At 63.6% G+C, this 21,226-nt stretch carries 21 protein-coding genes; 6 read left to right on the top strand and 15 right to left on the bottom strand.

Annotation, left to right across the window (positions count from 1 at the left end; translation table 11 throughout):
* Position 1: 1 nt before the first annotated feature.
* The 5 genes from GWL_RS19610 to GWL_RS19590 all read right to left on the bottom strand — a co-directional run bounded on the left by GWL_RS19610 (position 2) and on the right by GWL_RS19590 (position 4,490).
* Positions 2-1,636: a carboxyl transferase domain-containing protein gene (locus GWL_RS19610; RefSeq protein ID WP_008333619.1), complete on the bottom strand. Its 1,635-nt coding sequence runs from the start codon at positions 1,634-1,636 to the stop codon at positions 2-4.
* 82 nt (positions 1,637-1,718) lie between these two features.
* Positions 1,719-2,135, bottom strand: a complete 417-nt coding sequence (locus tag GWL_RS19605) for a YchJ family protein (RefSeq protein ID WP_008333618.1) — start codon at positions 2,133-2,135, stop codon at positions 1,719-1,721.
* Positions 2,135-2,737: a 2-hydroxychromene-2-carboxylate isomerase gene (locus tag GWL_RS19600; RefSeq protein ID WP_008333612.1), complete on the bottom strand. Its 603-nt coding sequence runs from the start codon at positions 2,735-2,737 to the stop codon at positions 2,135-2,137. The genes GWL_RS19605 and GWL_RS19600 overlap by 1 nt, the downstream gene beginning before the upstream one ends.
* A 41-nt stretch (positions 2,738-2,778) precedes the next feature.
* On the bottom strand, positions 2,779-3,963 hold the full coding sequence (locus GWL_RS19595; protein WP_008333610.1) for an isovaleryl-CoA dehydrogenase: 1,185 nt from the start codon (positions 3,961-3,963) through the stop codon (positions 2,779-2,781).
* Positions 3,964-4,076: 113 nt separating this feature from the next.
* Positions 4,077-4,490 (bottom strand): MerR family DNA-binding transcriptional regulator, encoded by a 414-nt coding sequence (locus GWL_RS19590; RefSeq protein ID WP_008333608.1) that lies wholly within the window; start codon positions 4,488-4,490, stop codon positions 4,077-4,079.
* 131 nt (positions 4,491-4,621) lie between these two features.
* Here GWL_RS19590 and GWL_RS19585 point away from each other — a divergent pair, with 131 nt between their 5' ends.
* A complete protein-coding gene (locus tag GWL_RS19585) occupies positions 4,622-5,686 on the top strand; it encodes an MBL fold metallo-hydrolase (RefSeq protein ID WP_008333606.1) in 1,065 nt (354 codons plus the stop codon).
* Positions 5,687-5,794: 108 nt separating this feature from the next.
* Here the strand turns inward: GWL_RS19585 and def are convergent, their stop codons facing one another.
* Positions 5,795-6,313: a peptide deformylase gene (gene def, locus GWL_RS19580; RefSeq protein WP_008333604.1), complete on the bottom strand. Its 519-nt coding sequence runs from the start codon at positions 6,311-6,313 to the stop codon at positions 5,795-5,797.
* Between the two features lie 305 nt (positions 6,314-6,618).
* Here def and dprA point away from each other — a divergent pair, with 305 nt between their 5' ends.
* From dprA to GWL_RS19565, 3 genes are all read left to right on the top strand, one after another.
* Entirely contained in the window at positions 6,619-7,752 is a 1,134-nt protein-coding gene (gene dprA / locus GWL_RS19575) for a DNA-processing protein DprA (protein ID WP_034351489.1), read from the top strand.
* Positions 7,753-7,838: 86 nt separating this feature from the next.
* On the top strand, positions 7,839-8,315 hold the full coding sequence (locus tag GWL_RS19570; RefSeq protein ID WP_008333600.1) for a DUF494 family protein: 477 nt from the start codon (positions 7,839-7,841) through the stop codon (positions 8,313-8,315).
* 412 nt (positions 8,316-8,727) lie between these two features.
* On the top strand, positions 8,728-11,379 hold the full coding sequence (locus tag GWL_RS19565) for a DNA topoisomerase III (RefSeq protein WP_008333592.1): 2,652 nt from the start codon (positions 8,728-8,730) through the stop codon (positions 11,377-11,379).
* Positions 11,380-11,455: 76 nt separating this feature from the next.
* Here GWL_RS19565 and GWL_RS19560 read toward each other — a convergent pair whose 3' ends face one another.
* The gene (locus GWL_RS19560; protein ID WP_008333590.1) at positions 11,456-12,232 is read right to left on the bottom strand and encodes an exodeoxyribonuclease III; all 777 of its coding nucleotides are present in this window, start codon (positions 12,230-12,232) and stop codon (positions 11,456-11,458) included.
* Positions 12,233-12,406: 174 nt separating this feature from the next.
* On the opposite strand from GWL_RS19560, the gene pyrE reads away from it, so the two are divergent.
* A complete protein-coding gene (pyrE, locus tag GWL_RS19555) occupies positions 12,407-13,066 on the top strand; it encodes an orotate phosphoribosyltransferase (protein WP_008333588.1) in 660 nt (219 codons plus the stop codon).
* A 90-nt stretch (positions 13,067-13,156) separates the two neighbouring features.
* Here pyrE and GWL_RS19550 read toward each other — a convergent pair whose 3' ends face one another.
* From GWL_RS19550 to GWL_RS19525, 6 genes are all read right to left on the bottom strand, one after another.
* Entirely contained in the window at positions 13,157-13,657 is a 501-nt protein-coding gene (locus tag GWL_RS19550) for a hypothetical protein (protein ID WP_008333586.1), read from the bottom strand.
* 181 nt (positions 13,658-13,838) lie between these two features.
* Entirely contained in the window at positions 13,839-14,366 is a 528-nt protein-coding gene (locus GWL_RS19545) for a TlpA disulfide reductase family protein (RefSeq protein ID WP_008333584.1), read from the bottom strand.
* Between the two features lie 156 nt (positions 14,367-14,522).
* The gene (locus GWL_RS19540; protein ID WP_008333582.1) at positions 14,523-15,182 is read right to left on the bottom strand and encodes a BON domain-containing protein; all 660 of its coding nucleotides are present in this window, start codon (positions 15,180-15,182) and stop codon (positions 14,523-14,525) included.
* Positions 15,175-15,771 (bottom strand): phosphoheptose isomerase, encoded by a 597-nt coding sequence (locus GWL_RS19535; protein ID WP_008333581.1) that lies wholly within the window; start codon positions 15,769-15,771, stop codon positions 15,175-15,177. Before GWL_RS19535 ends, GWL_RS19540 begins: the two co-directional genes overlap by 8 nt.
* A 141-nt stretch (positions 15,772-15,912) precedes the next feature.
* The gene (locus tag GWL_RS19530; RefSeq protein WP_008333580.1) at positions 15,913-16,281 is read right to left on the bottom strand and encodes a YraN family protein; all 369 of its coding nucleotides are present in this window, start codon (positions 16,279-16,281) and stop codon (positions 15,913-15,915) included.
* Positions 16,282-16,288: 7 nt separating this feature from the next.
* Positions 16,289-17,566 (bottom strand): penicillin-binding protein activator, encoded by a 1,278-nt coding sequence (locus GWL_RS19525; RefSeq protein ID WP_008333579.1) that lies wholly within the window; start codon positions 17,564-17,566, stop codon positions 16,289-16,291.
* 13 nt (positions 17,567-17,579) lie between these two features.
* Between GWL_RS19525 and rsmI the strand changes: the two genes are divergently transcribed.
* Entirely contained in the window at positions 17,580-18,500 is a 921-nt protein-coding gene (gene rsmI, locus GWL_RS19520) for a 16S rRNA (cytidine(1402)-2'-O)-methyltransferase (protein ID WP_008333578.1), read from the top strand.
* A 142-nt stretch (positions 18,501-18,642) separates the two neighbouring features.
* Here the strand turns inward: rsmI and GWL_RS19515 are convergent, their stop codons facing one another.
* Both GWL_RS19515 and rodA read right to left on the bottom strand, forming a co-directional pair.
* A complete protein-coding gene (locus GWL_RS19515; RefSeq protein ID WP_008333571.1) occupies positions 18,643-19,851 on the bottom strand; it encodes a septal ring lytic transglycosylase RlpA family protein in 1,209 nt (402 codons plus the stop codon).
* Between the two features lie 174 nt (positions 19,852-20,025).
* Positions 20,026-21,135 carry a rod shape-determining protein RodA gene (gene rodA / locus GWL_RS19510; RefSeq protein ID WP_034351487.1) on the bottom strand — a complete coding sequence of 370 codons (1,110 nt, stop codon included), beginning with the start codon at positions 21,133-21,135 and terminating at the stop codon, positions 20,026-20,028.
* Positions 21,136-21,226: the final 91 nt, after the last annotated feature.

Here is a 21,226-nt window from a genome sequence, read left to right as displayed (position 1 = left end):
GTCAGATGCGGAAGACACCGAACCGGGTCTCTTCGATGGGGGCGTTCAGGGCGGCGGACAATCCCAACGCCAATACCTGGCGGGTATCGGCGGGATCGATCACGCCGTCGTCCCACAGCCGGGCCGAGGCGTAATACGGATGGCCCTGGGTTTCATACTGGGCGCGGATGGGCTCCTTGAAGGCGGTCTCCTCTTCTGCACTCCAGCTGCCGCCGCGCGCCTCGATGCCGTCGCGCTTGACGGTGGCCAGCACGCTGGCGGCCTGCTCACCCCCCATCACCGAGATGCGCGCATTGGGCCACATCCACAGGAAGCGCGGCGAGAAGGCGCGGCCGCACATGCCGTAGTTGCCCGCACCGAAGCTGCCGCCGATGATGACGGTGAGCTTGGGTACTTTGGCGGTGGAGACGGCCGTGACCATTTTTGCACCATGGCGCGCAATGCCTTCGTTCTCGGCCTTCTTGCCGACCATGAAGCCGGTGATGTTCTGCAGGAAGATCAGCGGGATCTTGCGCTGGCAGCACAGTTCGATGAAGTGGGTGCCCTTCTCGGCGGCTTCTGAAAACAGGATGCCATTGTTGGCGATGATGCCCACCGGCATGCCGTGCAGATGCGCGAAGCCGCACACCAGCGTAGTACCGTAGCGCGCCTTGAATTCATCGAACTCGCTGCCATCGACGATGCGGGCGATGACCTCGCGCACGTCGAAGGGCTTGCGCGTATCGGTCGGGATCACGCCATACAGCTCCTGCGCCGGATACTTCGGTTCCACGTTCTCGCGTACGGCCAGCTGCTGGGGTTTGCGGCGGTTCAGGTGGCTGACGATGTTGCGCGCGATGGCCAGGGCATGGGTGTCATCCTGTGCCAGGTGATCGGCCACGCCCGAGAGGCGCGTATGGACGTCGCCGCCACCCAGCTCTTCAGCCGTCACCACCTCACCGGTGGCCGCTTTGACCAGCGGCGGCCCGGCCAGGAAGATGGTGGCCTGCTCCTTGACGATGATGGATTCATCGCTCATGGCCGGCACATACGCGCCGCCTGCGGTGCAGGAGCCCATCACCACGGCGATCTGCGGGATGCCCCTGGCCGAGAGGTTGGCCTGGTTGTAGAAGATGCGGCCGAAGTGGTCGCGGTCGGGGAAGACCTCATCCTGATTGGGCAGGTTGGCCCCGCCGCTGTCGACCAGATAGATGCAGGGCAGGTGATTGAATTCGGCGATCTCTTGCGCGCGCAGGTGCTTCTTGGCCGTCATCGGGTAATAGGTGCCGCCCTTGACGGTGGCATCATTGCAGACGATCACGCATTCCTGCCCGGCCACGCGGCCGATGCCGGTGATGATGCCGGCCGAGGGCGCGGCGTCCTTGAGGTTGCCGTCGCGGTCCTTTTCGCGGTACATGCCGTAGGCGGCCAGTTGCGAGAATTCCAGGAAGGGCGTGCCGGGGTCCAGCAGCATCTGCACGCGCTCGCGCGGCAGCAGCTTGCCGCGTGCCACGTGCTTGTCACGCGCGGCCTGGCCGCCGCCTTCGGCAATGGCGGCCACCTTCTGCCGCAGATCGTCGACGATGCGCTGCATGGCATCGCGGTTGTGCTGGAATTCCTCGCTGCGCGGGTTGAGCTTGCTTTCAATCTGCGGCATGGTTTTTCGTCTCTCTGTTCAGTTTCTTGTTGTGCTCTCGGGCGCTCAGGCGCACGGCAGGCGGGGCATGGTGCAGAAAACGTCACCCGTCCGGAAAGCGCCCATCCACGTAGTACCAGCGCGCCTGCCCGCTCTCATCGGGCTGGCGCACGAAGTTGCTGATCTCGTGCAGGCGGTGCGCCTTGCCGCCGACCTTGAAGCGCGCCACGAATTCGACGGTGGCCTCATCGCTGCCGCTGGCGTGCTGGTGTTTCTTGATGTCCAGGCCGATCCACTTGACGTCGGTTTCGCTGGTCAGTTCTTCTTCCGGCAGCGTGTCCGGGAACCAGGTCGCGCGCAGGTAGGCTTCATCGCGCAGGGCGAAGGCGCTGTAGCGCGAGCGCATCAGCAGCTCGGCCGTGGCCGGTACCTGGCCGCCGGTGATGAAGCGGCCACAGCATGTCTCGAAGCTGGGCTGGCCGCAGGGGCAGGGGCCGGACTTGTCCTTCTTGGTGCTCATCAGATCTTTCCGTTCTTGAGGAAGGCTTCCAGCTGGGTGAAGCGGTCGAAGCCCCAGAATTGTTCGCCATCGACGACCATGAAGGGCGAGCCGAAGACGCCGGCGCGGCCAGCGGCGTCGGTGCTCGCGCGTAGTTGCTCCTTCAGTTCCGGCGAGCCCAGCGCCGCTTCCAGCGCGGCGCGGTCGATGCCATTGTCGGCGGCGATGCGCAGCACGTTTTCGGGCATGCTGATGTCGATGTCTTCGGTGAAGTAGGCGCTGTACAAGGTCTTGATCAGGTCCACCGCCTTGGCCGGCTGGGTCTGCTGCACCCACAGCGTGGCGCGCGCAGCGACCTGCGTGCCGATGGGGAACTGGCTCGGGGCCTTGTAGAAGATGTTGTGGAAGCGCGCAGTACGCTCCATGTCGTGGCGCGAGTAGTCGCCCTTGACCGGGATGTTGACCAGCGAATTGGTCCCCAGCGCCTTGAAGATGGGGCCCAGCAGGATGGGATGCCAGTTGACCCTGCGACCGTATTTCGCGGCCAGCTTGTCGATCTCGACAGCAGCGAAGTAGCCATAGGGCGAGCTGAAGTCGAAGTAGAAATCGATGGGTGTACTCATGATGTCCGTCGTGTCTGAAGTTTGAAAAGAGGTGAGGGCGCTTACAGCGTATCGGCGAACAGTTCGCGGCCGATCAGCATGCGGCGGATCTCGCTGGTGCCGGCACCGATCTCGTAGAGCTTGGCATCGCGCCACAGGCGGCCCACGGGATACTCGTTGATGTAGCCATTGCCGCCCAGCGACTGGATCGCTTCTCCGGCCATCCAGGTGGCCTTCTCGGCTGAATACAGGATGGCACCGGCAGCATCCTTGCGCAGGGCGCGCACCTTGTCGGCGCTGTCGGCGCGATCACAGGCCTGGCCCACCGCATAGACGTAGGCCTTGCAGGCCATCATGGTGGAATACATGTCGGCCAGCTTGCCCTGCATCAGCTGGAATTCGCCGATGGCCTGGCCGAACTGCTTGCGGTCATGCACGTAGGGGACCACCACATCCATGCAGGCCTGCATGATGCCCAGCGGTCCGCCCGAGAGCACGCTGCGCTCGAAGTCCAGGCCCGACATCAGGACGTTGACGCCACGGCCAATGCCGCCCAGGATGTTTTCCTCGGGCACCTCGCAATCCTGGAACACCAGTTCGCCAGTGTGGGAGCCGCGCATGCCGAGCTTGTCCAGTTTCTGCGCGACGGAAAATCCTTTATAACCTTTCTCTACCAGGAAGGCGGTCATGCCACGCGCGCCGGCCTCCAGATCGGTCTTGGCATAGACCACCAGCACGTCCGCATCGGGGCCATTGGTGATCCACATCTTGCTGCCGTTGAGCACGTAGCGGTCGCCCTTCTTGTCGGCACGCAGTTTCATGCTCACCACATCCGAACCGGCATTGGGTTCGGACATGGCCAGCGCACCGATGAAGTCGCCCGAGATCAGTTTGGGCAGGTACTTGCGCTTTTGCTCTTCGTTGCCGTTGCGCTTGATCTGGTTCACGCACAGGTTGGAGTGGGCGCCGTAGGACAAGCCCACCGACGCCGAGGCGCGCGAGATTTCCTCCATCGCGATGATGTGCGCCAGGTAGCCCAGTCCGGCCCCGCCGTACTCCTCGCCCACGGTGATGCCCAGCACGCCCAGGTCGCCCAGCTTCTTCCACAGGTCCATGGGGAACTGGTCGCTGCGGTCGATCTCGGCCGCACGCGGGGCGATCTCCGTTTGGGCGAAGGCGGCGACCGCCTCGCGCAGGGCGGCGATGTCTTCGCCGTGGTCGAAATTGAGGCCGGGCAGGTGGATCATGGGTGTCTCCTCGTTGGGTGTTTGGGGAATTCTTGTTGTGGTATGCAACGATCGCTGTTGCTTGACGTTAACGTCAATGGGGCCGGGATGCGCGGCGGCAGATGCCGTTTGCGTCAGGCCGCTACCGCCTTGCGTTTGCTCTTCGGTTTGGCATCGGCCAGCAGTTGTCGGCATTCCTCTTCGTGGGCGGCGATTTCGGAGAGGGTCAGTTCGAGGTCCTCGCGCTGCTGCTCCAGTTTTTCGCGATGCTGTTGCAGCAGGCCCAGGAAGCGTTGCAGCTGGGGCTGGGTATCCTTGGGCGACTCGTACATGTCGATCAGGTCCTTGATCTCGGCGAGCGTAAAGCCCAGGCGCTTGCCGCGCAGCGTGAGCTTCAGGCGCGTGCGTTCGCGCGCCGGATAGACCCGATGCCGCCCGCCCACGCCCTCGCGCTTGGGATTGAGGATGCCGTGGTCTTCGTAGAACCGGATCGCACGGGGCGTTATCGCGAATTCTTCGGCCAGTTCGGTGATGGTGTAGGTAGGCATGGGACGAATCGATGGGTTGGTCTGGCACTTTACGTTAACGTAAAGTATATTGTGCCCTGTCGTCCAGCAAAAAATGCAGGGCTGGCACGACAGCGCATGACTTCCCTTCTCGATGATCGCCAGGCTTACTGATGAATGCTCTTGAATCCCAGCTTGACTACGCCTTCGGCGACACCTTGCCCGACACCGGCCACACCATGGAGGTGGCGCCGGGTGTGCGCTGGCTGCGCATGGGGCTGCCCTTTGCCCTGAATCACATCAATCTCTGGTTGCTGGAGGACGAGGTAGAAACGCCGCAGGGCCGCCAGCGTGGCTGGACCGTGGTCGATTGCGGCATCGCCACCGACGACACCCGCGCGGCCTGGGAGCGCATCTTCGCCGAGGAGCTCGACGGACTGCCCATCCTGCGCGTGCTGGTCACGCATTGCCATCCGGATCATGTGGGCCTGGCCGACTGGCTGTGCCGACGCTGGCAGGCGCCGCTGTGGATGAGCACCGGCGACTACGCCTTTGCGCGCGTGATGTCGGCGGCCTTGCCGGGGGCCGAGGGCACGGCGGCCACACCGCATTTCCGGCGCCACGGGCTGGCCGACCCCGAGACGGTAGCCACGCTGCAGGGGCGCAATTCCTATTACCAGGATCTGGTGCCGGCGGTGCCGCATGCGTATCACCGCATGCAGGACGGTCACGCAGTGCGCATCGGTGGACGGGATTGGGACATCATCACCGGTTTCGGGCATTCGCCGGAGCACGTGTCGCTGTACTGCGCAGCGCTCAATGTGCTGATTTCGGGGGATATGGTGTTGCCGCGCATCTCCACCAATGTCTCGGTGTTTGCCATCGAGCCGGAGAGCAATCCCGTGCAGCAGTATCTGGATTCCCTGAAGAAGTATGGCCACCTGCCGGCTGAGGTGCTGGTGCTGCCTTCGCATGGCAAGCCCTTCCGTGGCCTGCATACGCGTATCGCGCAGTTGAACGACCATCACCGCGAGCGTCTGGCCGAAGTGTTGCACGCCTGCGCCACGCCGCAGACGGGCGTGGATATCCTGCCGGTGATGTTCAAGCGACCGCTGGATACGCACCAGCTCTCCTTTGCGCTGGGCGAGGCGGTGGCCCACTTGCACAAGCTCTGGGTTGACGGTGCGGTCAGGCGGATGCTGGGAGAGGATGGGGTGTATCGCTTCGTGGCGGTGTAAGTCTTTCTGCATCAATCGTTGGCATTGATGCAGATGACGCATCAATGAAAAACGCCGGCGGGGATGACCCGGCCGGCGTTATTTTTCATCTCGGATGGGGCAGGCGCTTCAGCCCGCCTTCTTCTTCATCTCGCGCTCTTCCTTCTGCAGCTTGGTCTTGATGCGGTTGCGCTTCAACGGCGAGAGATATTCGACGAAGACCTTGCCCTTCAGGTGATCCATCTCGTGCTGGATGCACACGGCCAGCAGATCATCGGCATCGACCTCGAAGGCCTTGCCGTCGGCATCAAAGGCGCGCACCTTCACGCGGGCCGGACGCTCCACGCCATCGTAGATGCCGGGCACCGACAGGCAGCCCTCGTCGTAGACGCGCTTCTCTTCGCTGGCCCAGAGGATCTCGGGATTGATGAAGACCTGCAGGTTCTTGCCCTCGTCGGAGACGTCGATGACCACCACCTGCTCATGCACGTCCACCTGGGACGCGGCCAGGCCCACGCCGGGCGCGGCATACATGGTCTCGGCCATGTCGGCCACCAGTTTCTTGATGCGCTCGTCGAAGACGGTTACGGGGGCGGCGATCTTGTGCAGGCGCGGATCGGGGTAACGGAGGATGTTCAGCAGGGCCATACGTGGGTTCTCGGTAAGCTTGGGGTTCGGTCTCGGTGGACCTGGTTCGGGCCGGATCTCGTCATTTTGCGAGCGTCCAGGGAATTCATTTCGGGATTTATCGTGTAAATGTGGCCGGAGCGCGACGCTTCAAGCGCGGCGGCAGCACAATTGCCCTCTTTGGCTGGCGTGTGCTGCATGGCCCGGCGGCCAAGGGTTTCCCGATCAATTGGAAAAGTGTATCACAGCCAGCCCCCGGCTCGCCCGGAGAGCCGCGCTGCGCGGCCTTGAGCGGGCATCTGATGCACAAAACTTCATTTCCTGTCATGCAAGAGCATTTCCATCAAGAGTCTGCCGATCTGGCGTCCTGGCTGCGCCTGGCGATGACCGACGGTGTCGGTCCGGTGCTGGCGCGCCGGCTGTTGTCGGTGTTCGGTTTGCCGGCCAATCTCTGGCAGGCTGATGCGCAGGCCATTCGCGAGGTGGTGCCGGCGCCGGTGGCGGCCAGCTTGTTGCGGGCACCCACGGCGCAGCAATGTGAACGCATCGCGGCCACGCTGGCGTGGGTGCAGGTGCCGGGGCAGTCCATCGTCACGCTGGCCGATGCAGCCTATCCGCCGGGCCTGTTGCAGATTGCCGATCCGCCCTTGCTGCTGTATCTGCGCGGCAATCCGGCGTTGCTGGCGCGTACGGCACTGGCCGTGGTCGGCAGCCGCAATGCCACGACCCAGGGCGTGCTGCATGCGGCGCGTTTTTCCGAGGAACTGAGCCGGGCCGGCATCACCATCGTCTCCGGGCTGGCCTTGGGCATCGATGCGGCAGCCCATGCGGGTGGGCTCAGCGGGACCGGTTCGACGGTGGCGGTGATCGGCACCGGCATCGATCTGGATTATCCCCAGCGTAACCGGGCGCTGGCACAACGCATTGCCGAGGGCGGCTGCATCGTCAGTGAATATGCGCTGGGTACACCGCCGCTGGCGGCCAACTTTCCGCGCCGCAACCGGATCATCTCGGGCTTGTCGCGCGCCGTGCTGGTGGTGGAGGCGGCAGCCCAGTCGGGCTCGCTCATCACCGCGCGCATGGCGGCCGAGCAGGGGCGAGATGTGTTTGCCATTCCCGGCTCCATTCATGCCCCGCTGTCCAAGGGCTGTCATCAGCTCATCCGCCAGGGCGCCAAGCTGGTGGAGACCACGCAAGACATCCTCGATGAATTGCCCGCATGGTCCGTGTTGCCTTCGCAGCAAGCTGTCGTGCAGGAAACTTCACCTGCCGCCGTGGAAGATGTCGATCCGACAAGCCGCCGCGTACTGCAGAGTCTGGGTCATGATCCTGTGGATGCCGATACCCTCGCCCAGCGCTGCGGCCTTGATGCAGCGGCCCTGGCAGGGAGTTTGCTAGCGCTGGAACTGCAGGGTTGGGTGGAGTTGCTGCCGGGTGCACGTTATCGTCGACTCGTGTGAAGAAATTATCCCCGCAGCGCCGCAAATCCTGCCATACTGGACTTGGCTGACTTGTACATTCATAACCTTCGCGATAAAGTACGAACATGTTTGATGTCCTCGTTTACCTGTACGAAACCTACTATCGCCCTGATGCCTGCCCCGAACCCGAGGCGCTCGTCAAGAAGTTGTCCGCGATTGGTTTCGAAGAAGATGAAATCTCCCAGGCACTCGGATGGCTGACGGATCTTGAAGTCGCCAATCATGAGTTCGCCGACAACTATCCCCGACAGACCGCCTTCTCCTTCGGTACGCGCATCTATGCGACCCAGGAAAGCGATGTTCTGGGCGTGGAAGCCATCGGTTTCATCCAGTTCCTCGAATCGGCCAAGATGCTGGACCCGATCCAGCGCGAGATCGTCATCGAGCGCGCCCTGGCCGCCGGTGAAGCGCCGGTCGGCCTGGAAAAGCTCAAGGTCATCGTCCTGATGGTGCTGTGGAGCCAGGGCAAGGAACCGGATGGTCTGATGTTCGAGGAGCTGTTCCTCGACGAGGACGACACCGAACCTCGCCTGCTGCACTGAAAGCACCGGCCTGGCACGAGCGACAGGGCTGGGAGGGAGCCTTGCTGACATCGTGCTGACGCCGCATCCTGGCGTTGTTGCTTCATTTCAAGCCATTTCGACATGAATGAGCAGGAATGAACATGAAAGCCCGGAAAAGCGCATGATTCATTGAAACGGCAAGCCCTTGTGCTTGCCGTTTCATTTGCATCACGCTTATCATTCCCCCGCATTGGCCCGATATTGGCTACTATATAAAAATTCTGTTGTCCACAGGCAATGAAACGCCGGCCACTTGCCCAGCTCGCCGCCGCGCATCGTTTCCCGCCTGGGATGGCATGGCGTTGTTTCGGGACATTCCGGCCCCATGTGAGGCTGATCGCATTTCCGCAACACGCCAGCAACTGACCTCTCACCACCGAGATCCATACTTATGAGCAAGACCCTCATCATTGCCGAGAAGCCCTCTGTCGCGAACGACATCGCGAAGACGCTCGGCGGCTTCACCAAGCACGATGAGTATTTCGAATCCGACGAGTACATCCTGTCCTCGGCTGTCGGTCACCTGCTGGAAATCGCAGTCCCCGAGGAATACGACGTCAAGCGCGGCAAGTGGAGTTTCACCCACCTGCCGATGATTCCGCCGCACTTTGCGCTCAATCCGATCGCCAAGACCGAGTCGCGCCTGAAGGTGCTCTCCAGGCTCATCAAGCGCAAGGATGTGACCACCCTCATCAACGCCTGTGACGCGGGCCGCGAAGGTGAACTGATCTTCCGCCTGATCGCGCAATACACCAAGGCCAAGCAGCCGGTGAAGCGCCTGTGGCTGCAATCGATGACCCCCGGCGCCATCCGCGAGGGCTTTGCCCATCTGCGCGATGATGAAGAAATGCTCCCGCTGGCCAATGCTGCGCGTTGCCGCAGCGAAGCCGACTGGCTGATCGGCATCAACGGCACCCGCGCCATGACCGCCTTCAATTCGAAGGAGGGCGGCTTCTATCTGACCACCGTGGGCCGCGTGCAGACGCCAACCCTGTCCATCGTGGTGGAGCGTGAAGAGAAGATCAAGAAGTTCGTCCCGCGCGACTACTGGGAAGTGCACGCCGAGTTCGTCTGCGCGGCCGGCATCTACAAGGGCCGCTGGCTGGACAAGGGCCACAAGAAGGATGAAGCCGATCCCGAGAAGCGCCCCGAGCGCCTGTGGAGCAAAGCCGCAGCCGACTCCATCGTGGCCGCCTGCCGCGACAAGCCGGGCAATGTCACCGAGGAATCCAAGCCGACCACGCAGATGTCGCCGGGCCTGTTCGACCTGACCAGCTTGCAGCGCGAGGCCAACTCGCGCTTTGGCTTCTCGGCCAAGAACACCCTGGGCCTGGCCCAGGCGCTGTATGAAAAGCACAAGGTGCTGACCTATCCGCGTACCGATTCGCGCCACCTGCCCGAGGACTACATCAACACGGTCAAGGACACCATGGAGGCGCTGGCGGAGAACAACAACTACCACCAGTTCTCCAAGCAGATCTTGAAGCAAGGCTGGGTCAAGCCCAACAAGCGCATCTTCGACAACACCAAGATCAGCGACCACTTCGCCATCATCCCGACCACTCAGGTGCCCAAGAACCTGTCGGAGCCGGAACAGAAGCTCTACGACCTGGTGACGCGCCGCTTCATGGCGGTATTCTTCCCGCCGGCCGAGTTCCAGGTGACCACCCGCTTCACGGAAGTGTCGGGCCACCAGTTCAAGAGCGAAGGTAAAGTGATGATCAACCCCGGCTGGCTGGCCATCTACGGCAAGCAGGTCGAGGAAGACGACAAGGACAAGGAAGGCGGCGGCAACCTGGTGGCCGTTGCCCCGGGCGAGAAGGTCAAGACCGACAAGGTCACCGCCAATGGCCTGGTCACCAAGCCGCCCGCCCGCTACACCGAAGCCACGCTGCTGTCGGCCATGGAAGGCGCGGGCAAGCTGGTGGATTCGGACGAGCTGCGCGAAGCCATGGCCGGCAAGGGCCTGGGCACGCCGGCCACGCGCGCGGCCATCATCGAAGGCCTGCTCAACGAAAAGTACCTGATCCGCGAAGGGCGTGAAATGATGCCCACCGCCAAGGCCTTCCAGCTGATGACGCTGCTGCACGGCCTGGGCGTGGATGAACTGACCGAACCCGAACTGACCGGCGAGTGGGAACACAAGCTGGCCCAGATGGAGCGCGGCAAGATCAGCCGTGACGAGTTCATGCGCGAGATCGCGCAGATGACCCAGATCATCGTCAAGCGCGCCAAGGAATACGACAACGACACCATCCCCGGCGACTACGCGACGCTGAAGACGCCTTGCCCCAACTGCGGCGGCGTGGTGAAGGAAAATTACCGTCGCTTCGCCTGCACCAAGTGCGAATTCTCGATGAGCAAGGTACCCGGTGGCCGCCAGTTCGAAATCGCCGAAGTGGAAGAGCTGCTGCAGAACCGCACCATCGGTCCGTTGCAGGGCTTCCGTTCCAAGATGGGCCGTCCGTTTGCGGCCATCCTGAAGATTTCGCGCGACGAAGAGATCAAGAACTTCAAACTGGAATTTGACTTCGGCCAGGACCAGGCCGAGGGCGAAGGCGGCGAGCCGGTGGACTTCAGCGAGCAGACCCCGCTGGGCGCCTGCCCCAAGTGCGGCAGCGGCGTCTACGAAATGGGCCTGGCCTATGTGTGCGAGAAGACCGTGGCCAAGCCCAAGGCCTGCGACTTCCGCAGCAGCCGCATCATCCTGCAGCAGGAAATCCTGCCCGAGCAGATGGCCAAGCTCCTGAACGACGGCAAGACCGACCTGCTGCCGGGCTTCATCTCGCAGCGCACGCGCCGGCCTTTCAAGGCCTTCCTGGTGCGTGGCAAGGATGGCAAGATCAGCTTCGAGTTCGAGGAACGCAAGGCCAAAGCGCCCGCCAAGGGCAAGGCGGCAGCAGCGGAGGCTGATGACGGTGCCGATGAGGCAGTCGCCAAGCCGGCCGCCAAGAAGACGGCGGCCAAGACCAAGGCGGCTGCTGCCAAGAAGCCGGCTCTGCGCAAGGCCACGCCGAAGAAGGCCGCTGCACCGGACGCCTGATTTTCCACCTGGTGGAAACGACAAAGCCCTCGCACTTCACGGTGCGAGGGCTTTTTGTTGGCGAGCTCAGTGTGGCTTAGTCGCCGTACACCACCGTCAACGGCGCATGATCCGAAAAGCGCTGTTCCTTGTAGATCGCCGCACTGACCGCCTTGGCCGCGATGCCCGGCGTGGAGACGTGGTAATCGATACGCCACCCCACGTTATTGGCCCAGGCCTGGCCGCGATTGCTCCACCAGGTGTAGGCTTCGCCGGTGGTCTCGGGATACAGGCGACGATACACGTCCACCAGGCCCAGTTGGTCGAAGATGCGCGTCATCCAGGCGCGTTCTTCCGGCAAAAAGCCCGAATTCTTCTGGTTGCTCTTCCAGTTCTTCAGGTCGATTTCCTTGTGGGCGATGTTCCAGTCGCCGCAGATGACCACTTCGCGGCCACTCTTTTCCAGTTCCATCAGGTGCGGCAGGAAGGCTTCCATGAAGCGGAACTTGGCTTCCTGGCGTTCCTCGCTGGAGGAACCCGAGGGTGCATAGAGCGAGATCACGGTCAGGTCGCCGTAGTCGCATTCGACATAGCGGCCTTCGTCATCGAATTCGGTATTGCCGAAGCCGATGCGCACCGAGTCCGGCTGGCGGCGGCTGTAGACGCCCACGCCCGAGTAGCCCTTCTTCTGGGCATAGTGGAAATGGCCGACATAGCCGGCCGGGGCCAGGAAGTCTTCGGTCATGTCGGCGGCCTGGGCCTTGAGTTCCTGCACGCAGACGAAGTCCGGCGCTTCCTTCTGCATCCACTCGAAGAAGCCCTTCTTGGCGGCCGAGCGGATTCCGTTGAGGTTGGCGGAGACGATTTTTGGCATGGATGTCCTGTTTGCTTGTTGTGCAAGCGTGTTCATTAAGGCCGGTAGCATAACCGATAGGATGAATCATTTAAAATGGCGGCCTGATGAAGGCTTTGCCACCGCGCTGCCTTGCCCTGCGGCAAGCGGGCGCGGTCCGCACCTTCCGTTTTGACTCTTCCCGGGAAATACATTGTGAGCAACTTGCGACAGGAATTCATCGAATTCGCGGTATCGGCCGGCGTGCTGCGCTTTGGCGAATTCGTCACCAAGGCAGGCCGTACCTCGCCTTACTTCTTCAACGCCGGCCTCTTCAGCGAGGGTGCGACCCTGGCCCAGGTGGCCCGCTTCTACGCCCAGACCCTGCAGGATTCGGGTGTGGAATATGACATGCTGTTCGGCCCCGCCTACAAGGGCATCACCCTGGCCTCGGCCACTGCCGTGGCGCTGGCCGGCATGGGCCGCAACGTGCCCTTCGCCTTCAACCGCAAGGAAGCCAAGGACCACGGCGAAGGCGGCACCATCGTCGGCGCCAAGCTGCAGGGCAAGGTCGTCATCATCGATGACGTCATCTCGGCCGGCACCTCGGTGCGCGAGTCGGTGGACATGATCCGCGCCGCCGGCGCCACCCCCTGCGCCGTGCTGATCGCACTGGACCGCATGGAGCGCTCGGGCAAGGACGGTGCGCTCTCCGAACTGTCGGCCGTGCAGGAAGTGGCGCGCGAATACGACATGCCGGTCATCTCCATCGGCAACCTCAATGACCTCTTCGAGTACATCTCCAACGGCGGCGATGCCCGCCTGAGCCAGTACAAGGATGCGGTGGCAGCGTATCGGACCCGTTACGGCGTCTAAGTACCCTGGAAATGCCTCCAACAGGCATTAAATGAAGAAAAAGGCTGGATCCGCGAGGTTCCAGCCTTTTTTGCGTGCGCGTTGGAAGAATTACGCCAGATTCTGGGGCAGGGTAGTCACGCGCTGACGCTGCAGGCGGTCATCGAGCTCGCCCACCTGGGCGGCCACGGCATTCTCGGTCTGTTCCACACGCTGGTGGAGGTCACGCTGCAAGGCATCCAGACGCTGCGCCAGCAGGGTTTGCTGTTCGCTCTGGCGCTGCTGCAACTGCTCCAGCTCGGTCTTCAGATAGCCGCGCAGGTCGTTGAAGCGCGAATGCTCGGCCTGGTCGGCCAGGGCGCGCTGCGCTTCCAGCTGCTTGGTCAGGCGCCGGCTTTCCAGCATCACGGTCGTCTGCAGCGCCAGAATGTAGAGCAGGAAGAAGGCCGTCAGCACCACCACCACGCCCAGCATCACCGCACCCAGCGGCGCCTGGAACTCGGTATAGATCAGCGACAGCGTGGTCGTGGCCGTAAAGGCCGTCCAGTTGACGGCGGCAAAGATGGCGACCAGCGCCAGCAGCACAATCAGGAAAATGGTCCGGAATTTCATGTCAGCCTCCTTTGTTGTGAAGGTGTCGGCAGAGGCACGCAAGTGCTTGTCATGACAGCAATATGAATATCTTGGACTAGGTCAGGCGCAGGGATGTTCCTTGCAGTTGCCCGATTGCAATCGGAAATGAAAAAGCCGGCATCACAGCCGGCTTTTTTGGGGGGGGAGGGTGGCGCAGGGCTCAGGCGGCCGCCAGGGCCTTTTCCAGCAGCTGATGCAGTTCGGCGAACTGCGGCTCGCCCACGTAGCGTTTGATGATGTTGCCATCCTTGCCGATGACGAAGGTGGTCGGGGTCAGCTTGACGTCGCCGAAGGCCTTGGCCAGCGTGTCTTGCGGGTCGAGGGCGACCTTGAAGGGCAGCTTGCGGGTCTCGGTGTAGTTCAGCACGTAGTTGGGCGGGTCATAGCTCATGGCCACGGCCACGAAGTCCAGGCCACGGTCCTTGAACCTGTTGTAGGTCTCGATCATCTGCGGCATCTCGCCCACGCAGGTGGTGCAGCTGGTGGCCCAGAAATTGACCATGACCACCTTGCCGCGCAGATCCTTCAAGGCGACCTGCTGGCCATCGAGCTTGGTGAAGGTGACGTCGGGTGCGGCATTGCCGGCATTGACCTTGAAATAGGCGAAGGCGGCCACGGCAGCCACCACGAGGACGGCGGCCAGCTTGATCATGAAACCGTTCTTGGAAGCGTTTGCCTGTGCTTGCATGGAAAACTCCGGATTCGGAATGCGGGAAGGGGCTGCACAGGGCAACCCCATTGAAGTGAAGCATTATAGACCGCCGCGCGGGATCCTGCGGGCCGGGCCTGTACGTGAAAACCGCCGGACGGACCGGCGGTTTGACCTGCATCAGGGGGGCTGCGCTCAGCTGGTGGACTTGTTCTCGTCGGCCGGCTTGCGCTGGTAATCCTTCAGTTCGTCCTCGGTGATGTATTCGAACAGGGTCACGACCTTGTTCACGCCCGAGACGCCGCTGGCGATCTGCGCCGCGCGCTGGCCTTCTCGCTGGGTCACGCGGCCCATCATGTAGACGATGCCGCGCTCGGTGGTGATCTTGAAGGCGCTGGAATACAGCGTCTTGTCATCCACCAGGCTGGCCAGGACCTTGCTGGTGATGAGCGCGTCACTGGAGCGCGAACCGAAGCTCGATGACGGGCCCACTTCCAGTTCGTTGTACACCGTCTCGACGTTCTGGATGGCCTTGGTTTCACGTTCGGCGGCGGCCTTGGAGGCTTCGTCGGGCACTTCGCCCGACAGCAGCACCTTGCGGTTGAAGGCGGTCACGTTGACATGGGAGCCGGCGGCCACCACGTCGGGAATGCGGGCTTCGCCCTTGACGACGATCGCTTTGTCTTCCGTCTGCGCACCCAGGGTGCGACGGTCGGTGGCGGCAAAGGTGGTGGCCAGCGCACCGCCGGCAAAGACTGCAAAACAGCCCTGCAGGCTCAGGGCCATCATGCCGCCCAGGGCCACGGCCGCCAGCGGGCGGCGCAGGCGGATCAACAAGGATCGTGCATCATTCATTCGCATCATCTCCAAAAAGCGCGACGTCGATACCGTCGCAAATGCAGTGCAGCGACACCAGATGCACTTCCTGGATGCGCGCGGTACGGTCATGCGGCACACAGAGATGCACATCGGCGTCGGTCAGGATCTTGCCGATCTTGCCGCCACCCTTGCCGGTCAGGGCCACCACGCGCATGTCGCGTTCGTGGGCCACTTCGATGGCCGCCAGGATGTTGCCCGAATTGCCCGAGGTCGAGAAGGCCAGCAGGACGTCGCCGGCCTGGCCGAAGGCCTGGACCTGCTTCGAAAAGATTTCCTGATAGCTGTAATCGTTACCGACCGCCGTGAGGATGGAAGTATCGGTAGTCAGGGCCAGCGCCGGCAGCGGCAGGCGTTCGCGTTCGAAGCGACCGACCAGTTCGGCCGCGAAGTGCTGGCTGTCAGCGGCCGATCCGCCATTGCCACAGGCAAGAATCTTGTTGCCATTCGACAGTGCAGTGAACATAAGTTCAATCGCCTGTTCGATCGGTTGGGCCAACACGTTGGCAGCCTTCATCTTCAGGTCGGCGCTTTCCTGGAAATGGGCGAGGATGCGAGGATTTGTCATGGTGCCTGCGATTATAGAGGACTTGAACACGGCCAAGCCCGGGCAATTGGTAAAGAGAGGTTTCCGGAATCCGGTCGCACATGATACGCCATGCCCGGCGTGATGGCCCCATGCTGCCCGTTCAGGCAGGATCCGGGAGGATCAGGCGCTGATGGCGTTGCGCAGCCACTGCAGCTGGCCACCCTCGAGGGCGACCACGTCGAAGCGGCAGGGTGGCAGTCCGGACTGGCCTTGCAACCAGACCTGGGCTGCCACCAGCAGGCGCCGCTGCTTGGCCGCCGTGACGCTGGCCACAGCGCCGCCAAAGGCGCTGCTTGCGCGGGCACGGACCTCCACGAAGACGATGGTGGCGTTCTCCCGCAGAATCAGGTCGATCTCGCCGCCCTTGCAGCGGAAATTGCGTTGGATCAGTTGCAGCCCCTGCGCCTGGAGGTAGGCCAGCGCCCGGTCCTCGGCATCGTCTCCGGTGCGCTGGCGCGCCGTGCGCCGCAGCAGGCTGCCTGGCGCCATGATGGCCTCAGTACTGGTCGGCCAGCGGCACCGGCCAGCCGTCCTGGTAGACGGCCTGGGTTTCCTGGCGCTGGAAGAAGGTGGTGCCGCCGCTGACCATGTTCACGTTCAGCCGTCCGGTGACACCGTCGATGTCGAAGCCGGATTGCTTCTGGGCGATGCCGTAGGCCACCCGGTAGGCATCGATGCCCAGGGCGTACAGGCGTGCCAGGTCAGCATTGGGACGCTCGTTGTCATTGACGGTCGGGCGCGGGTAGCGAGCCACGGCCACGTTGTCCGGCTGCAGCTGCCAGGGGATGTCGATCAGACGCACACCATCCAGTTCGGGCAGCTTGTCGTTGGGATTGTCGCGCTTCAAGGTGTAGGGATTGATCTGTGAGGTGCCGTACAGCGGCATGTCGTTGCCCACGGCATTGCGCAACTGCACGGTCTGCGCCGCATCCAGGGCCACGAAGATCAGGGCCGGCTTTTCCTGCTCTACGCGCCTGGCCAGTTGTGCCAGGCCGGGGGCAGAGAGGGCGTTGGCGGGCGTGCTCAGTTCCAGCGTGTCCACCTGCATGCCGAGCTGGCGCGCGCGTAGCTGGAAGGAGCGGGCCGCACGCTTCTGCCAGGCCGTGCCGGTGGAAATGGCGAAGATCTTGCCGGGGGCCTTTTCCTTCTCGACCCAGTTGGCGACCTGGCGCGCTTCCTCGTCGATGGACAGGCCCACGGCCAGCATCTGCGGCGGCAGCGGCAGATCGGCTTCGCCATTCATGTCGGGCTGCGCCAGGGCCACGGTGGGTTTGCTCACCCGTCCGCTCTGGGCCACGGCGGTGACGGCGCTGCGCGAGAGCGGGCCGACCAGGATGTCGTACTTGGCCGAGGCTTCGTCATAAGCGCGCTGCATGTCGGCGGCGGAGTCACCGGTTTCGACGATGGCCAGCTGGATGTTTTCCTTCTGGCGCGAATAGGCCGTCAGGAAACCCGCGCGCACCGCATCGGCAGCGGCACCGAAGGCACCGCTGCGGGAAGGCAGCAGCAAGGCCATGTGGATGATGGGGGGCGCGGGCGGGACGGCAGGAACGGCAGGGCCGCCTGCGGCGGCGGCTTGCATCTCGGGCGAAGTGCCCGGTGGCAGGGCCAGCGGGGCCGGGTCGGCGGCGGCCGCGGGGGCGCCTGGCGTGGCAGCCTGGGCCAGCAGAGGTACACTGTGGGCTGCGGCGGCGCTGGCCGTCACCATCCATGGTGCCAGCATGCCTGCCAGCAGGGCCGCGTGCGCGGTCATTTTCTTCCAACTTGTGAACATCCCGCCCCCTTCAATGAATCAGAATTCCAGCGTCGCCGCTTCCATCCTGCAGGATGCCGCCCAGCAAAGCTATCCGGTGTCGGCATTATATGTGCTGGCCACGCCCATCGGAAATGTCTGCGACATCACCCTGCGCGGCCTGCATGTACTGGCCATCGCCGATGCAGTGGCCTGCGAGGATACCCGCAATACCAGCCAGCTGCTGCAGCGCTATGGTCTCTCAAAGCAGCTGCTGGCCACCCACGAGCACAACGAACGCGAAGCCGCCGCCAGGATCGTCGAACGCCTGCAGGCCGGCCAGCGGGTCGCCCTGGTCTCGGACGCCGGCACTCCGGCCATCTCCGACCCCGGCGCCCGTGTGGTGGACGCCGTGCGCGCGGCAGGGTTCCAAATCATCCCCCTGCCGGGCGCATCGGCGGCGGTGACAGCCTTGTCGGCCTCGGGGCTGACCGATGCGCGGTTCCACTTCGTCGGCTTCCTGCCTGCCAAGACCCGCCAGCGTGAAACCGCCCTGCAGGAACTGGTCGCCCTGCAGGCGGCGCTGGTGTTCTATGAAGCCCCGCACCGCATCGTCGAGACCGTGCAGTCGATGCTGCAGGTGTTCGGCCCCACGCGCCAGGTGGTGCTGGCACGCGAGCTGACCAAGCTCTTCGAGCACCTCCACCGCTGCCCGCTGGGCGAGGCGGTGGCCTGGCTGGAGCAGGATGGCAACCGCCAGCGCGGCGAATTCGTGGTCTTGCTGGAAGGCGCACAAGCGGTCGAGGGGGAGGATGCCGAGGGTGAGCGCGTGCTGCGCATCCTGCTGGAAGAGTTGCCCGTCAAGCAGGCGGCCGCACTGGCCGCGCAGATCACCGGCCAGAAAAAGAATGCCCTGTATGAACGCGCCTTGCAGATCCGGCAAGCTGCGCAAGACGATGGGGCCGACCACGCCTGAGGCCAGTCCGGCCCGCCAGGTGCCTGGCACAGCCGGTTCCGGCCGTGATATGAAGATGTGCGCGGCCCCCCGCGCCACGCCGCCCTGTGCGGCAAGTCCGCCGCAGGGCAGGTGAAGATATTTCCCAAAAACCGGGGCCGGCTCAGCGCTCCACGATGAAGGGGGTGCCGGCACTGCGCTGGCGCACCAGCATGGCCGCATTCTGTGCCGCCGGGCGGGTCGGATAGGGGCCGGCGTAGAGCCGATAGAGACCATTGACCTGCACCGCCTGCATGCTGTCGACGATGCCGGTGAGGCTGGGCAGCAGCTTGTCGCGTGCCACCAGGGCGTTGGCTTCTTGCGAGTAGGCACCGAACTGCAGGTAATAGCCAGCCGTCAGCGGGACCGCCTGGGGCATGGCGGGGGAAGGTGCCGAACCGCTGGCCACGGCATTGATGATGCCACCGCCACCGGCCAGACCGGCCCCGCCGGCGGCACTGGTGGTGCTGGCATTGATGGGCTGCACGGCCGCCACGGTAGGCTGTGGCGGCAGGCCTTGCGCGCTGACCGTATTGATTTCTACCGCACCGGTGGAGACGCCCTGACCAGCGGCCCCGCCATCGGCCACCCGGTTGATCGGGTCGGCCGCCGCCAGCCTGGTGCCGCCGCCATTGCGGCGGGCATCGGCCATGCGCTGGGCTTCTTCGGGCAGGATGCGTTCGACCTCCAGTTCGCTGCTGCCGCTGCCGAGGTAGCCGAGCTTGAGCGCGGCCGTGTAGGAGAGATCGATGATGCGGTTGGAGTGGAACGGACCACGGTCATTGATGCGCACGATGACCTGCTTGCCAGTCTTCAGGTTGGTCACCCGGGCATAGGAGGGAATGGGCAGCGTGGGGTGCGCGGCCGTCATCTTGTACATGTCGTAGAGCTCACCCGAGGACGTCTTCTGGCCGTGGAATTTCTTGCCGTACCAGCTGCCGATGCCGCGCTGGATGAAGGGCTGGTTCTCGTCCGTGATGGGTACATAGGTCTTGCCGAACACCTTGTAGGGCCGGCTGGCCGCCTTGGAGACCGGTTCCACCTGCGGTTCGGCATCGGCCACGTCCAGCAGTCCGTCGGGGATGTGGTCGCCCGGACCGTCATCCTTGTAGTAGCCGCCGCGACCGGAGCCCGCCGCCGGAAGCGCCGGCACATTGGCCGGCCGCGATCCGGCCGATTTGCTCGTGGTGGCCGGCGCCTGTGCAGTCTGGCGCGAGGCCTGCTGGGTGGTGCCGCAGGCGGCCAGCAGCAGGGGCAGCAGCAGCGCGCCCCAACGCAGGAGGCGGTCCCCGGGGGCGCGCCGGTGGTGATGTTCTGGAGTGTTTGTTCCCATGGCCTGTCCTTGGTCAGCAGTCGATGCGCCGGAACGGAAAAAAGCCCGTCCCGGCCGGAATGTTCGCAACGATACCAGAGTGCAATGCAGCGAAGCTGACAACAGGTCCGTGCAGCGAGTTCACGAATCGTCGTGAACTTGTCGGAGGGGCAACAATGCAGCTGCGCAGCCTGGTCAGCTCTGTACCAGCTTGCGATGGCGCTGGATGCTCATCAGGATGCCCGCGCCCAGCCCCAGCGTGACCAGGGCGGTGCCGCCATAGCTCATGAAGGGCAGCGGCACGCCCACCACCGGCAGGATACCGCTGACCATGCCCATGTTCACGAAGGCATAGGTGAAGAAGATCATGGTGATGGCCCCGCCCAGAAGGCGTGTGAAGAGCGTGGGCGCATTGGCCGTGATGATCAGGCCGCGCCCGATCAGCAGCAGGTACAGCACCAGCAGCACGATGTTGCCGATCAACCCGAATTCTTCCGAGTAGACCGAGAAGATGAAGTCGGTGGTGCGTTCGGGGATGAATTCCAGGTGGGTCTGCGTGCCCATCAGCCAGCCCTTGCCGGTGATCCCGCCGGAGCCGATGGCAATGGTCGACTGGATGATGTGGAAGCCCTTGCCCAGCGGATCGGAGGTCGGGTCGATGAGCATCATGACGCGCTGGCGCTGGTAGTCGTGCATGAAGGACCACACCACGGGCAGACTGGCCGCCCCCGCCACGAAGAGCGCCAACAGGATCTTCCACGGCAGTCCGGCAAAGAAGATGACGTAGAAACCGGCGGCCAGCACCAGCAGGCCCGTGCCCAGGTCGGGCTGGCGGATGATCAGGAAGCCCGGGATCAACAGCAGGATCGCCGCCACCAGGAAGGCATCCCAGCGCAACATGCCTTCGCGCTTCTGGAAGTACCAGGCCAGCATCAGCGGCATGGCGATCTTCATGATCTCCGAAGGCTGCACCACCATGCCGATGTTGAGCCAGCGGCGCGAGCCTTTCTTGATGATGCCGAACAGGGCCACCGCAATCAACAGCGTCACCCCCACCGTATAGACCGGCACGGCCAGGCGCAGCAGCAGCTGCGGGGAGACGTTGGCGGCGATCCACATGATGATGAAGGCCACCAGGATGTTGCGCAGCTGGTCTTCCACCCGGCCCGGAAAGTTCATCCCGGCCGAGTACAGCGTGACGATGCCCACCGAGACGATCAGGAACACGATCAGCGACAGCGCGCCGTCGAACACCGTCAGGTGCGGCTTGATGGTTTGCCACAGGGGCGGACGTTGCAGGCTCATGCCGGCTCCTCGTGCGTACAGCTTGTTGCGATGTCTGGCCCGGCACAGGGCGATGGCGCCGCGCCAGCGTTCATGTCCGCGGCCAGGGGCC

This window comes from Herbaspirillum sp. GW103 (assembly GCF_000261365.1).
Lineage (GTDB): Bacteria > Pseudomonadota > Gammaproteobacteria > Burkholderiales > Burkholderiaceae_D > Herbaspirillum.
Note: the sequence above shows the minus strand (reverse complement) of the source record. Positions and strands in the feature narration are given on the sequence as shown.